The sequence below is a fragment of the Cloacibacterium normanense genome (assembly GCF_002943105.1).
Lineage (GTDB): Bacteria > Bacteroidota > Bacteroidia > Flavobacteriales > Weeksellaceae > Cloacibacterium.
The window spans coordinates 100,968-114,389 of sequence record NZ_PTPZ01000008.1 but is presented as its reverse complement, the minus strand read 5'-3'; the positions used below and the strand labels follow the sequence as shown (position 1 = coordinate 114,389).

Below are 13,422 nucleotides of genomic sequence, written 5' to 3'. Positions count from 1 at the left end.
TTTGATTTTTTAAGTCGGGCTAAAGCCCGACTCTATTGATTTTCACTTATCCATTCTCACGATTCTCGGTTGAAAAGTTCCCAGAATATCTACCAAATCTTGTTGAGCATTCATCACCTGATTGATGTCTTTGTACATCATGGGTGCTTCTTCTAAACTCCCACCGATTAAGGTTACTTTATGCTTTTTTAATTCTTCTTTCATCTCTTTTTGGGTGAAAGCATTTTTGGCAAAATTTCTAGCATGTTTTCTTCCTGCTCCGTGAGAAGCCGAATGAAGAGAAGCAGCATTTCCCCTGCCTTTTACAATGTACCCTTTGCTGGTCATAGAACCGGGAATTATTCCCAATTGTCCTTCTGAAGCTGGAGTTGCTCCTTTTCTGTGAACAATCAGTTCTTCTCCGTCCACATTTTCTTTCCACGCAAAATTGTGATGGTTTTCTATTCTGGCTTTCAATCTTCCGCCAACCGCTTTTATCAAGCGTCTGTGAATATCGGCATGACAAGCAGCAGCGTAATCTCCCGCCAAATTCATTGCAATCCAATATTCTTGTCCGAGATGTGTGTCTACATCTAGCCAAGCCAAATGTTGCGCTTCTTTTGGAAGCGGACAGTTTTCTACCGCCACTCTTGTGTAATATTGTGCAATCTCTGCTCCGAAGCCTCTGGAACCACTGTGCGAAAGAATTCCCACGTATTTTCCTTTGGGCAAACCAATTTGTTCATCATCTTCTAGAATTTCTACTTCTCCGAATTCTACAAAATGGTTTCCACCACCAGAAGTTCCCAATTGTTTGATGGCTTTGGATTTTAATCTTCTCAAAATGGGCATTAGGTTAAATGTTTCATTATCAAAAATTTCATTTTCTATGTGCGTTTTGTGCACTTCGTTTATTCCGAATTTGGTATGTTCGGCTAATGCTTTTTCGTATTTGTCCTTTGCTCCATCTAAGTAAGAAACTGGAGTATCTAAAATACTCAAACACATTCTACAACCAATATCCAAGCCTACTCCATAAGGAATTACAGCATTTTTGGTTGCCAAAACTCCACCAATTGGTAGACCATATCCGAAATGTGCATCTGGCATTAATGCACCTTTTACCGAAACCGGAAGTTTGAGCGATGTATAAAACTGATTGACTGCATCTTCTGAAATTTCCTCTCCGAAAATTTCAAATGAAACTCTGTTGTTCAAGAGCATTCTTTTTTCTGTTTTTTGACTCGTTAAAAGTTCCTCTGCAATTTGTCCTAGCATTAGATTGCTTTTAAATTCTTCTGGTTGAAGTAAAATTTCCTTCAAAATATTTTTCACGTAAGCGGTATTCTTATTGGCAAAATTTTTCTTTGCCACTTCTAAAGCTACCGTCACGGATTTATTATTAGGATATCCCAATTTCAGGATATCTTTTCCTTTTAGTTTTAAATTTCCCATTGTTTTATAATTGATAAAAATATTTGATGACTGATTACAAGAATCATCATCTTAAAAACTCTGGATGTATTTTTAAAAAATTACATCGAGAATATGCCAACAAAAAAATTGATGGTAAGCCTGCATTCAAGAAAATTTCGGGGAAATTTGTAGAATCTTGTATCAAAATAAAACCCGAAATTTTACAACTTCGGGTTTCTATATTTCATTATTGATTACAATTCTAGCTGAAACCGAAAACACCGAAGCGTACCACAGAAAGTGGTAATCCTACTGAAGATAAATTGTGAAATTTGAACATTTTGCTTCGTTTTTTTAATTGTTAAACTTTGTTTTCGGGTGCAAATATAAATGGATTTTTTTGAAATTCGCAAAAAATCTTTGAAAAAATATTTTGAAAGCCAGCAAATTAGCTTTTTTTCTTTCTCGTAAGAAGCACGATATTTAAGAATAAAACCAATAAAGTAAGAGAGACAAAAATGCTTTGATTTACATTTTCGAGCTTATTCTTTTCTATCACTTTTTCGGCGATGTCTGATAGTTTTTGACTTTGGTTTAAAAAGGTTCTCACCTCTATTTTTTGGTCTTCTTCTTTGTTCTGAACACTGTGTTGTGAGAAGTAAACCAATTTATTTTTTACATTGTAAGCAGCCACCCAAAATTCATTAGAATTGCTCATCACAAAATAGTCTATTTGGTAATGATTAGTTCTTACTTTGCCTAAATGTTTGGTGAGGAATTTATTTTGGTCTTTGTCGATAACTTTTATGGCATAAATATCAAGCGGTTGATTCACTCTATTGATGACCTGAATCGACATGGATTTTTCTAAAAAATTGCTGAAACTCTTTTGAAAAAACCAATATCCGAAAAATGCTAAACCTAAAATTACAATAAAAAATCTGATGTTTTTAGCCCATCTCGCTCTGGCTCCTGTTTTAAATAAACTTAAAATAAGAGCTAGAATTAAGAGGAAAAGTAAAACAAAATTGAGACTATTCATTCTAACAAAGATATTGTTTTTGGTTGACTTTTGAAAAAATCAGAAATTCTACAGTTCCACATTCCATTCTTTATAAAATTCATCTAGAAATTGCAACATAAAATTGTGTCTTTCTGACGCGATTCTTTTTGCGGTTTCGGTATTCATTAAATCTTTGAGCAACAATAATTTTTCATAAAAATGATTAATAGTTGTCCCGTTGGATTTTTTGTACTCTTCTTTGTTCATGCCAAGATTCGGCTTGATTTCTGGATGATACATCAAATTATTCTTGAATCCACCAAAATTGAAAGTTCTTGCAATTCCAATCGCACCAATCGCATCCAAACGGTCTGCATCTTGCACAATTTGTAATTCTAAAGGAGGATTTTCTGGAGCTTCTGCTCTATTTTTGAAGGAAATATTTTTGATAACAAACAACACTTGCTCTATTAATTCACCCTCTACATGAATTTCTTCAAGAAAATCTTTAGAAATTTTCAGCGCCAAAGTTTCATCACCGTTGTGAAACTTAGGGTCTGCAATATCGTGCAATAGCGCAGAAAGTTCTATCACTTCTAGATTTCCGCCTTCTTTTTCGGCTATTTTTTTAGAGAGTTTCCACACGCGTTCTATGTGAAACCAATCGTGTCCTGCTTCTGCGCCTTCTAGTTTTTCTTTAACAAAATTTATGGTAAGGGTAATGTGATTTTTCATGTTCCAAAACTACGAAAACCAATCGAAAACCATGCTCCAAAGTTTACTGTGTTTTGCTCTAAAAAAATTAATGTGACCTATTTCTTCACCATTGCTTTCGTTAGGATGCACGGTTCTGTAAATAGGTTTCATATTGACATACGTTTCGTTCATGAGCAGTTTCATTCCCGTTTCTGTAATCCAATCATCATCTTGCATGTTGAGATATAAAACCTCTTGATGTAGATTTTTAGAGAAATTCTCCGTTTTTTCGAGTAATCGATTTACGGATTTTCGGTTCATGATGAGAGTTCGCCAATCATCTGAAACGCCTTTGGGTAAAGATTCGCCTAAATTCACAAAATACGTCTTGAAATATCCTTTTACTCGAGTTAAAACGGGCTGATACAATCCAAAACCTAATAATCCCAACATTTTAATTCTTGGAGAAAGATGCCCAAAATAGGTATTTTGAGTAGCAACGAAACAGAATTTTTCAAAAATTTCTGAACCTTTATTCATTCCAAGAATTAAAGCGCCCACAGAATGCCCAATTAGAAATTTTCGGTGATGAGGATAATGCTCCTCTATAAAATCTGTAACAGCTTTATAATCTGTATTTCCCCATGTTCTCATGCTTGCTTTAAAACCTTTGAGCTGGTCTGGTTTAGAAAGCGCCACTCCTCTGTAATCATAGGTAATCACTACAAATCCCAAGTCTGCAAAATGTTGTGCAAAAGGATAATAGGTCTGTTGCTTTACACCTGTCGCAGAATTCATCAACAGTAGTTTCCCATTCGCATTTTCTGGCTCAAAAAGAGTTGCAGTGATGGGATATTGGTCTTGAGTATGGATGGTAATGGTATTATTCATAAGAGAAAATCTGTTGAGATTCTGTTTCCAAAAATATCTAAAAAAAGAAGAGAATTTCAAAAATTTGAAATTCTCTGCATATTATTCTATGGTAAAACGTTACAAAGCGAAATCACTTAATCTTGGTAAACCAGTTTGTGAACCTCTTTTTTGTGCCACTTTTAGCGAAACATCATTCCCGAATTTCACACAATCATCTACCTCATTCCCATGACACAACGCAATGGAAAATCCCGAAGTAAAAGCATCTCCCATTCCCATTTTATTTGGCATGTCTTCTGGGTCGTTTCTGTGGTATTTCATCTCTGAACCATTGTGATAAATGGTAGAATTGGCATCGTCTCTTACAAAAAGTTTATTTGGATATTTTCTTAAAATTTTTTCTCTAGATTCTTCCCCAAAAATGACGGAAAGTTCATTGCTTTTAGCCACGATAAAAGAAGCATACTCTAAAATCTCTTCTGAAATTCTAGCAGCGGGAGAAGCATAAATTCCCAGTTTTTTGTTGTATTTTTTAGCAAATTCATACGTCTTTTCTACCACACTCATCGGAATCTCTAACTGAGTTAGCACTAAATCTGCTGTAGAAAAAAATCTTTCTGCACTCTCTAAATGCTTTGGCTCTAGACAATAATTGGCTGAAGGAACTACTACGATGGCATTTTTACCGTGAGCTGCAGTCACATAAGCCGTTCCTGTAGCGTGGTCTAAATCTTCGTGTACAAAACCTACGTTCACATTTTCATCTACTAAATTTCTAAGAATTTGTTGACCATAAGGATCTATTCCTACGCAACCAATAAAAAACGTACTTGCTCCTAATCTCGCTGTTCCTACTGCTTGATTGGCTCCTTTTCCTCCAAAAAAGGTTTCAGATTTTTGGGCGATTACTGTTTCATTAGGTTCTGGGTGATATTGCGTATTGAGGACTAAATCGATAGAAGAACTTCCTATAACTATAATTTTGGGCTGTTCTGCGCTTACTTTCATTGAAGTTTAATTTTAAGAAATTTTGAAATAGGTTTAAAATTTCAGCGTTTGGTCTACAACAAAATTAGTCTTTTTTTGTTTCGATAAGAATAATTATTCAGATTTTATTTCAATAAATTCTGTAATGATTTTAACCGGTTGATTTTCTGCACCAAAACCAATATAACTTGCATAGAAACCTTCTCCATATCCTGTTTCGAAAGCAAAAATATTTCCTGGTTTTTCTTCGTCTGGTTTTAGGAACGCAAATTGGTCAATCGCTCCATTTTCATCAAAGAAATGACTGTGGAAAAACTCTTCATAAATTCCCATAAAATCTGCTCCTTTTCTATGGAACAGTCTATTTTCTAGATGATTAAGACTATCCTGAGTTTCTGCATCCATAAAACAACCCATCCCCGATTCTACAGGATACCCGAAAACTTCTTCTCCATGCAAATCTTCTACATGTTGACCTTCTGTAGTTGCCATTTTAAAAGAATCTACGTGTTCATTGCTGAACACTATTTCTACATAAGCAATACAATTGCTGTCTCTTTCTTTGTGTACCAAAACAGGAAAATCACCTACAGGAAAATGAATCACAAATTCCTTCATGTCATGGGTAATCAATGGGTCACAAGCGACTAACTTTCCGCTAGGAAGATGAATTTTTCCTGCCTCGAAAGTTTCTAGCATTGGATTTTCTACAAAATTTTTAGAAAAAAGTTTTGATATGTTTTCTAAGTGTGACATGATTCTGATGGATGTTTGATGAAAGGAAGTTGGGTGTGGTCTTATGCAAAATGCAAAAGAGCACCTCACATCAGACTTCCAATCCCTACAATGTTTTTAATTTTTCTTCTAAAATTGCAATTTTATCTTGCGCATCTTTTTGTTTTTTGCGCTCGTTTTCTACTACTTGAGCAGGAGCACCAGCAACAAATTTTTCGTTAGATAATTTCTTTTCTACCGAAATTAAAAAGCCTTTTAAGTATTTTAGTTCTTCTTCTGTTTTTGCTTTTTCTTCTTCTAAATCAAGGTTTTCACTCAATGGAATAGAAACTTCTGTAGCTCCCACTAAGAAAGTGAAACTTGGTTTGTCCGTTTTATTTCCGAAATTAATTTCAGAGATGTTGGCTAATTTTTTCACCACCGCTTCATTTTCGAAAGCAACAGCATTGGTAAATAATTCTACGGCTTCTCTAGGCGAAATCCCTTTGCTTTGACGGTAATTTCTAACGCCAGAAATCAATTCTTTAGCCGTTTCGAAGGCTTTTATATTTTCTTCGCAGAAAGGTTCTGCTTTTTTCTGTTGAGCAATCACCAAAGCTTCTTCTGTGCTTCTTTCTGCAATTGCCTGATACAATTCTTCAGTTAAAAATGGCATGAAAGGATGTAACAATCTCATCAATTCCTCAAAATAAACGATGGTTTTATCATAAACTTCTTGAGAAATTCCTTCTCCATAATTTGGTTTGATGGCTTCTAAATACCACGCACAGAAATCGTCCCAAATCAGTTTATAAATCAAATGCAACGCATCAGAAATTCTGAACTTTGAGAATTGGTCATTGATTTCGGCAATGGTTTTATTCATTTGATTTCCGAACCATTCTATCGTCTGAAGATCTGCTTCATTCGCTGGTTTGTCTTCTTTTTTCCAACCTTGAATGAGTCTGAAAGCGTTCCAGATTTTAGTCGCGAAGTTTCTTCCTTGCAACATTAAATCTTCATCAAAAAGCAAATCATTACCGGCTGCTGAACTCAGCAAAATCCCTACTCTTACTCCATCTGCGCCATATTTTTCAATCAATTCTATTGGGTCTGGAGAGTTTCCGAGTGATTTAGACATTTTTCTGCGTTGTTTATCCCTAACAATTCCTGTAAAATATACATTTTTAAAAGGAACTTCGCCTTTAAATTCTAATCCTGCCATAATCATTCTGGCTACCCAGAAGAAAATAATATCTGGACCAGTTACCAAATCAGAAGTCGGATAATAATACTTGATGTCTTCATTGTTTTCATCTAACATTCCATCAAAAACGGACATAGGCCATAACCAAGAAGAGAACCATGTATCTAGAGCATCTTCGTCCTGATGAAGATTTGAAATTTGTAAATCTGGATTTTGAGATTTTTCTTTGGCTAAGACCAAAGCTTCTTCTACATTTTCTGCAACCACATAATCCTCACTTCCTTCTCCATAATAATACGCTGGAATTTGCTGCCCCCACCACAATTGACGAGAAATATTCCAATCACGGATGTTTTCCATCCAATGTCTGTACGTATTTTTGAATTTTTCTGGGTGGAATTTCACCTCGTCATTCATTACTACATCCAAAGCTGGCTTCGCAATTTCAGACATTTTCAGGAACCATTGTTGAGAAATTTTTGGTTCAATTACAGCTCCTGTTCTCTCAGAAGTTCCAACTTTATTTACATAATCTTCGGCTTTTACCAAAAGATTATTTTCTTCTAATTCTTTAGCAATCAGTTTTCTAACCTCGAATCTATCTTTTCCGTTGTAATGCAATCCGTGTTCATTCAGTTTACCATCATCATCTAATGCATCAATCATTGGCAAATTATGCTTTTGACCGATTTCGTAGTCATTAATGTCGTGAGCTGGAGTGATTTTCAACGCTCCAGTTCCGAATTCCATGTCCACATATTCATCTTCAATAATTGGAATGACTCTATTTACAATCGGAACGATTACGTTTTTGCCTTTCAGATGCGCATATTTTTCATCGTTAGGATTTACACAAACCGCTACGTCACCGAAAATAGTTTCCGGACGAGTGGTAGCCACAGAAATAAACTCTTCAGAACCCTCAATTTTATATTTAAGGTACCAAAGTTTCCCATTGAGTTCTTTATAAATCACCTCTTCATCAGAAATATTGGTTTTGGCTTCTGGATCCCAGTTCACCATTCGGTAACCTCTGTAAATCAAACCTTTATTGTATAAATCAACGAAAGATTTGATGACTTGAGCAGACAATTTCGGTTCCATCGTGAAACGCGTTCTGTCCCAATCACAAGAACAACCCAATTTCTTTAATTGTTCAAGAATTGTTCCGCCATATTTATGCGTCCAATCCCAAGCGTGAACTAAAAATTCATCTCGGGTAATATCAGACTTATTAATTCCTTCAGATTTCAGTTTCGCTACCACTTTAGCTTCAGTAGCGATAGAAGCGTGGTCTGTTCCCGGAACCCAAAGTGCATTAAATCCTTGCATTCTGGCTCTTCTGACCAAAACATCTTGAATGGTATTATTTAACATGTGTCCCATGTGAAGAATACCCGTCACGTTTGGTGGCGGAATTACAATCGTATAAGGAGGTCTGTTATCTGGAGTAGAATGAAAATAATTGTTTTCTAACCAGTAATTGTACCACTTCTGTTCTGTTTCCTGAGGATTATATTTTTCTGAAATTTGCATAAATTTTTAAATAAAAATGAGTTTGGCTTGTAATTTGCAAAAATACGATAAAATGTGAATTTTTAAATGGTTAAAACTCTTCTTTTTGAGAATTTTGGAATAAGAATGAGACAATGTAAAATAAAAAAGAAGAATTTGAATTTAATTACAGAATTTATTTATAATTTTGAACTTTAATTTACAACAAAAAAACTTTCTAGATATGAAAAAATTTATTGGAGGTTTGTTGCTTATAGGAGGTTTTGTTTTCTCTTCTGCACAAACTATTTCTTTTGAAAAAACAACAATTGATTACGGCACTATTCCTGTAAACGCTGATGGAAACAGAGTTTTTACTTTTAAAAATACTGGTAACAAACCTCTAGTTCTTTCTAACGTACAACCTGGTTGCGGCTGTACAGCTTCTGAATGGCCAAGAGATCCAATTATGCCAGGAAAATCAGGACAAATAAAAGTTCACTATAACACTGCTAATATTGCCCCTTTTAAAAAATCTATTGATGTATTTTCTAATGACCCAGTAAACGGAAGAATCGTTCTTTACATTCAAGGAAAAGTAGAAGGAAATGCAAAAGAAGCAGAAGTAAAAAATACTTCTGACCAGAAAAAAGATGCTGTAACTATAAAATAATCAGCTATTAAATAATATAAAACCGACTAGTTACAGTCGGTTTTTTTTATTATCTTTAGTTGAACAAAACACTTTAAAAATGGATACCAATTTCACCGATAACTTTCTTGTAAAAGAAAATCAAAAATTCAATCTCAAAGATTTCAACACCGATTATAAAGGCGAACTGACCAAAGAAGAAGGTCAAAAAATGCTTGATGCAGAGAAGAAAAAACTCTATGAACTTCAAGAAAAGCTTTACGCAGATGGCAGTCAATCACTTTTGGTAGTGATACAAGCGATGGATGCTGCCGGAAAAGACAGTTTGATAGAACATGTATTCGGTGGAGTAAATCCGCAAGGTTGCGAAGTGACCAGTTTTAAAACGCCAACTTCTAAAGAATACAGTCATGATTTCATCTGGAGGCATTATTTGGCTTTACCAGAAAAAGGGAAAATAGGAATTTTCAACCGAAGTCATTACGAAAGTGTTTTGGTGTGTAAAGTGCATCCTGAATATAATCTAAGCGAAAAAGTTTGGAAATCTACTAACGAAATCGATGAAAAATTCTGGAAAAACAGATACGAAAGCATCAAAGATTTTGAAAAACATATCGCTAGAAATGGAACGAAAATCGTGAAAATTTTTCTCCACGTTTCCAAAGAAGAGCAGAAAAAACGTTTCCTAGACCGAATTGCTGAACAAGAAAAAAACTGGAAATTTTCTATTGGCGACTTAAAAGAACGTGCCGTTTTCGACCAATATATGAAGGCTTACGAAGAAGCCATTTCCGAAACCAGTAAAGATCACGCACCTTGGTTTGTGATTCCTGCAGATCAAAAATGGTTTGCAAGAGTAGCAGCTATACAAATTATTATAGAAACGCTAGAAAAAATGAATCTGCAATATCCTACACTTTCAGAAGAAGAGAGAGCAGGACTGGATGATGCGAAAAAGCAGTTGGAAAGCGAATAAAAAACCACGAGAAAAACGATAAGCCGGATTCTGTTTCCCGATGAATCGGGACGCTTGTTATTTATCTACGGTTTACATTACTACAAACCTTGAGCTGGTTACCCCTCGATTTTCGGAGCGAGCTACTCCTATTCTTAGATTGCTCTAAAAAGCATCGATATACTTACCATTGCATCGCATAGAGTTTACCTGATTTCACTACAGCCGAACTGTACTTGCTTTCTGTTGCACTTGTCCTCGTCTCACGACGGAAGGTTGTTAACCTTTATGCTGCTCTGTGATGTCCGGACTTTCCTACCCCAATTTCTTGGAATCAACAAGCTGTTTTTCTCGTGGAGTGCAAAGATACGGAAATTTTGAATGTTAGATGTCAGAGGTTAGAGGTCGGATGTTGTGGAATGTATTTTTATTATTCTGTACCCTTTCTGCGTTTTACAGATTCCTCAAAAAACGCAGAAAGGGTTGGTTGTATTTTTCACTGAAAGTTATTTTAAAAAAAAATGGTTTCTAAAAATCCCTAAACTTGCGCCCCGAGTTGAGCGGAGCTCTTTTTGTTTTTTGTCATTCTGAGCGAAGTAGAAGAATCTAAAAAACAAAAAAGCGGGAGCGGAATGAGGAATTTGGCGCCCAAGAAAAAAAATATGTTTTGGCATTCATTAATGAGCGCATTTTCTTATCTTCGTTCTTTAATTTCTAAAAAATTGGATTCTAAACAAAAAGAATTTTCTAAGTTGGTAAAAGAAAATCAGGGGCTTATTATAAAAGTCTCCAGATTATATACCAATTCTCTGGAAGATGAACAGGATCTTTTTCAAGAAATTGTGTTACAACTTTGGCGCAGTTACGACTCATTCAAAGGACAGTCCAAAATTTCTACTTGGATGTACAGAGTAGCGCTCAATACGGCCATTACGCTTTTCCGAAAGAAAACGAAATCTCCTCAAACCGATGAGTTGATGGATTTTCACCACAGAGATTATGTGGAAGATGATGACGAAAAGCAACAACAAATCACTCTGCTTTATAAGGTGATAAAAATGCTCCCAAAAGTAGAACGTGCGATTGTGATGATGTATTTAGACGATTTGCCTTACCGTGATATTGCAGAAAACCTAGGGATTACAGAAGTAAATGCCCGTGTAAAAATGAACAGACTCAAAAAAACACTTAAAGAATTGATGACTCAACATGCTTAATGAAGATTTCAATATAGACCAATTTAAAAAATCTTGGCAGGAACAACCCGTTTCTGATGTGTATAACACGTCTGAAATAGAAGGAATGCTCAATAAAAAATCTACCAACTATGTAAAATATATTTTCTGGATAAGTTTGGCAGAATTTTTATTTTTCGCCATTGTTGGGATTTGTACGATTTTTTCTACTCAAAGAAGCAATAGTTTTACTAATATTTTAGAAAAACTGGGCGTGCAAATGAATGATGATGTGGAAATGAATTTTGAGCATCTTTATTTTGCCTTGAAAGTCTTTAGTTTACTGATTACCGCGATTTTTGTTTTTCTTTTTTATAGAAATTACCTAAAAATTAAGGTAGAATGCAATTTGAAAAATTTTATTCTCCAAATTATCAAGTTCAAAAGAACGGTGAATTTATTTATCTTCACCAACATTGGTTTATTGATTGTTTTTTCGGGGATTATTACTTATTTCATTATGAATGTGTTGCAAGCTCAAAACATTCATTTAAACCAAGCCACTTTGATAGGATTTATCACTGGAATAGTGATAAGTATTGGTTTAGGCGTTCTCATGATTTGGCTGTATTACAGAATTGTCTACGGAATTATTATGAGCAGACTGAGCAGAAATCTAGAGCAATTGCAAAAAATAGAACAGGAACAATAAACAATAAAAAACCTTCAGCATTACTGAAGGTTTTTTTTATTATAATTCTTTTCTCAATCTTGCGACTGGAATATTGAGTTGTTCTCTGTATTTTGCGATCGTTCTTCTAGCAATGTTGTATCCTTTTTCCTTCAAAACATCTACCAAAGCATCGTCTGTCAATGGTTTTCTCTTGTCTTCATGACTGATGACTTCTTGCAAATGGTTTTTAATTTCCTTGGTCGAAACTTCTTCGCCATCATCATTCGTCAATGAATCTGAGAATAAATTTTTAAGCAAAATAATTCCACTTGGCGTGTCTGCATATTTGCTTTTCACCACTCTAGAAATCGTAGAAATATCAAATCCTGTTATATCTGCTATATCTTTCAGAATCATTGGCTTGATGTTTTTTTCATCTCCGGTTAAGAAATACTCTTTCTGTAATTTTACAATCGCAGAAATGGTTTGCATCAGCGTATTTTGTCTCTGATTAATGGCGTCAATATACCATTTTGCAGCATCTAACTTTTGTTTGATGAAAAGTGCGGCCTGTTTATGTTCCGCAGAGTTTTTATCATGAGAATAGGTGCTTAAAATTTCTTTGTATTCCTCAGAAACTCTAAGTGTAGGTGCATTTCTACTATTCAGAAGCGGTAAAACTTGTCCATCTTTTATTTGAATCACAAAATCTGGAATAATTTCTTGATTGATGGTGATGGTTTGTGTATCAAAATTCCCGCCTACTTTTGGAGACAATTTAGAAATCACTTCCAGTGCATCTTTTAAATCTTCTTCTTCTATATCATATTTATTGATGATTTTGCCGTAATGTTTATTGGTTAAAGCATCGAACTGATATCTTAAAATATTACCCGCTAAAATCACCGATTTATCTCTGCTTACTTTTTTCTCAATTTGCAATAAAAGACATTCTTGTAAATCTCTCGCTCCTACTCCAGCTGGATCAAGTTTTTGAACATAATTTTCTAGAATTTCCTTTACTTTTTCTTGAGTGGTATAAATCCCTTGCGAAAAAGCCAAATCATCTACAATAGCTTTAATCTCACGTCTCAAATATCCGTCATTATCTAGATTTCCGATTATGTATTCTGCAATTTTCAGGTCTTCATCGTCTATACTAGACAAGTGGATTTGCTCCATCAAATAATCATACAAAGACTGTCCTTCTGTTAATAAACTTTCGTTATCAAAATCTTCGTCATCTGCAGAATAATTGCTAGAAGCGGTTTTATAAGAAGGCTCATCATCATACAAATATTCATCTACATCAAAATCAGTATCTATGCTTTCGCTTCCTTCACTTTCGTAATCCGAGTCTAAACTGCTAAAATCATCCTCATCACCACTGTCTTCTTTAACTACTTCCAAGGCAGGATTTTCTTCTAACTCACGCTCTAACTCTTCCTGAAATTCTAGCGTGTGAAGCTGTATCAACTTCATCAACTGAATTTGCTGAGGAGCTAATTTTTGTCCTAATTTTATTTGTAGGTTTTGTTTGAGCATTGTTTATTATTTAGAAATTCAAAATTATCAATTTGAATTTTTGGAGTGTTATA

At 34.8% G+C, this 13,422-nt stretch carries 12 protein-coding genes and 1 other RNA gene; 4 read left to right on the top strand and 9 right to left on the bottom strand.

What is annotated here, in order from left to right:
* Positions 1–42 precede the first annotated feature (42 nt).
* The 7 genes from C3729_RS11685 to C3729_RS11650 form a co-directional block, all read right to left on the bottom strand.
* Entirely contained in the window at positions 43–1,434 is a 1,392-nt protein-coding gene (locus C3729_RS11685; RefSeq protein ID WP_104794318.1) for an RtcB family protein, read from the bottom strand.
* 409 nt (positions 1,435–1,843) lie between these two features.
* Entirely contained in the window at positions 1,844–2,437 is a 594-nt protein-coding gene (locus tag C3729_RS11675; RefSeq protein ID WP_104794316.1) for a hypothetical protein, read from the bottom strand.
* Positions 2,438–2,485: 48 nt separating this feature from the next.
* The gene (locus C3729_RS11670; RefSeq protein WP_104794315.1) at positions 2,486–3,133 is read right to left on the bottom strand and encodes an HD domain-containing protein; all 648 of its coding nucleotides are present in this window, start codon (positions 3,131–3,133) and stop codon (positions 2,486–2,488) included.
* Positions 3,134–3,142: 9 nt separating this feature from the next.
* Positions 3,143–3,985: an alpha/beta fold hydrolase gene (locus C3729_RS11665; protein ID WP_104794336.1), complete on the bottom strand. Its 843-nt coding sequence runs from the start codon at positions 3,983–3,985 to the stop codon at positions 3,143–3,145.
* A 99-nt stretch (positions 3,986–4,084) separates the two neighbouring features.
* Positions 4,085–4,975, bottom strand: coding sequence for a ribokinase (locus tag C3729_RS11660; RefSeq protein ID WP_104794314.1), 891 nt, complete (start codon positions 4,973–4,975; stop codon positions 4,085–4,087).
* Positions 4,976–5,068: 93 nt separating this feature from the next.
* Positions 5,069–5,710, bottom strand: a complete 642-nt coding sequence (locus C3729_RS11655; protein WP_104794313.1) for a DUF4241 domain-containing protein — start codon at positions 5,708–5,710, stop codon at positions 5,069–5,071.
* Positions 5,711–5,795: 85 nt separating this feature from the next.
* Positions 5,796–8,411: a valine--tRNA ligase gene (locus C3729_RS11650; RefSeq protein ID WP_104794312.1), complete on the bottom strand. Its 2,616-nt coding sequence runs from the start codon at positions 8,409–8,411 to the stop codon at positions 5,796–5,798.
* 202 nt (positions 8,412–8,613) lie between these two features.
* On the opposite strand from C3729_RS11650, the gene C3729_RS11645 reads away from it, so the two are divergent.
* Both C3729_RS11645 and C3729_RS11640 read left to right on the top strand, forming a co-directional pair.
* Positions 8,614–9,042, top strand: a complete 429-nt coding sequence (locus tag C3729_RS11645) for a DUF1573 domain-containing protein (protein WP_104794335.1) — start codon at positions 8,614–8,616, stop codon at positions 9,040–9,042.
* A 79-nt stretch (positions 9,043–9,121) separates the two neighbouring features.
* Complete coding sequence (locus tag C3729_RS11640) at positions 9,122–9,997, top strand: polyphosphate kinase 2 family protein (protein WP_104794311.1); 876 nt, start codon at positions 9,122–9,124, stop codon at positions 9,995–9,997.
* A 3-nt stretch (positions 9,998–10,000) separates the two neighbouring features.
* Here the strand turns inward: C3729_RS11640 and rnpB are convergent.
* An RNA gene (gene rnpB, locus C3729_RS11635) (RNase P RNA component class A) lies at positions 10,001–10,330 on the bottom strand.
* 326 nt (positions 10,331–10,656) lie between these two features.
* Between rnpB and C3729_RS11630 the strand changes: the two genes are divergently transcribed.
* Together C3729_RS11630 and C3729_RS11625 are read left to right on the top strand one after the other, a co-directional pair.
* The gene (locus C3729_RS11630) at positions 10,657–11,193 is read left to right on the top strand and encodes an RNA polymerase sigma factor (RefSeq protein ID WP_069798872.1); all 537 of its coding nucleotides are present in this window, start codon (positions 10,657–10,659) and stop codon (positions 11,191–11,193) included.
* Positions 11,186–11,863 carry a beta-carotene 15,15'-monooxygenase gene (locus tag C3729_RS11625; protein WP_104794310.1) on the top strand — a complete coding sequence of 226 codons (678 nt, stop codon included), beginning with the start codon at positions 11,186–11,188 and terminating at the stop codon, positions 11,861–11,863. Before C3729_RS11630 ends, C3729_RS11625 begins: the two co-directional genes overlap by 8 nt.
* Before the next feature lie 39 nt (positions 11,864–11,902).
* Here the strand turns inward: C3729_RS11625 and rpoN are convergent, their stop codons facing one another.
* Positions 11,903–13,369: an RNA polymerase factor sigma-54 gene (gene rpoN, locus C3729_RS11620; RefSeq protein ID WP_104794309.1), complete on the bottom strand. Its 1,467-nt coding sequence runs from the start codon at positions 13,367–13,369 to the stop codon at positions 11,903–11,905.
* Between the last annotated feature and the right edge of the window lie 53 nt (positions 13,370–13,422).

What these genes read in the sequence shown, in the direction of transcription:
- C3729_RS11685 (WP_104794318.1), bottom strand. Translation starts at nt 1,434, where the DNA reads ATGGGAAATTTAAAACTAAAAGGAAAAGATATCCTGAAATTGGGATAT.
- C3729_RS11675 (WP_104794316.1), bottom strand. Translation starts at nt 2,437, where the DNA reads ATGAATAGTCTCAATTTTGTTTTACTTTTCCTCTTAATTCTAGCTCTT.
- C3729_RS11670 (WP_104794315.1), bottom strand. Translation starts at nt 3,133, where the DNA reads ATGAAAAATCACATTACCCTTACCATAAATTTTGTTAAAGAAAAACTA.
- C3729_RS11665 (WP_104794336.1), bottom strand. Translation starts at nt 3,985, where the DNA reads ATGAATAATACCATTACCATCCATACTCAAGACCAATATCCCATCACT.
- C3729_RS11660 (WP_104794314.1), bottom strand. Translation starts at nt 4,975, where the DNA reads ATGAAAGTAAGCGCAGAACAGCCCAAAATTATAGTTATAGGAAGTTCT.
- C3729_RS11655 (WP_104794313.1), bottom strand. Translation starts at nt 5,710, where the DNA reads ATGTCACACTTAGAAAACATATCAAAACTTTTTTCTAAAAATTTTGTA.
- C3729_RS11650 (WP_104794312.1), bottom strand. Translation starts at nt 8,411, where the DNA reads ATGCAAATTTCAGAAAAATATAATCCTCAGGAAACAGAACAGAAGTGG.
- C3729_RS11645 (WP_104794335.1), top strand. Translation starts at nt 8,614, where the DNA reads ATGAAAAAATTTATTGGAGGTTTGTTGCTTATAGGAGGTTTTGTTTTC.
- C3729_RS11640 (WP_104794311.1), top strand. Translation starts at nt 9,122, where the DNA reads ATGGATACCAATTTCACCGATAACTTTCTTGTAAAAGAAAATCAAAAA.
- C3729_RS11630 (WP_069798872.1), top strand. Translation starts at nt 10,657, where the DNA reads ATGAGCGCATTTTCTTATCTTCGTTCTTTAATTTCTAAAAAATTGGAT.
- C3729_RS11625 (WP_104794310.1), top strand. Translation starts at nt 11,186, where the DNA reads ATGCTTAATGAAGATTTCAATATAGACCAATTTAAAAAATCTTGGCAG.
- rpoN (WP_104794309.1), bottom strand. Translation starts at nt 13,369, where the DNA reads ATGCTCAAACAAAACCTACAAATAAAATTAGGACAAAAATTAGCTCCT.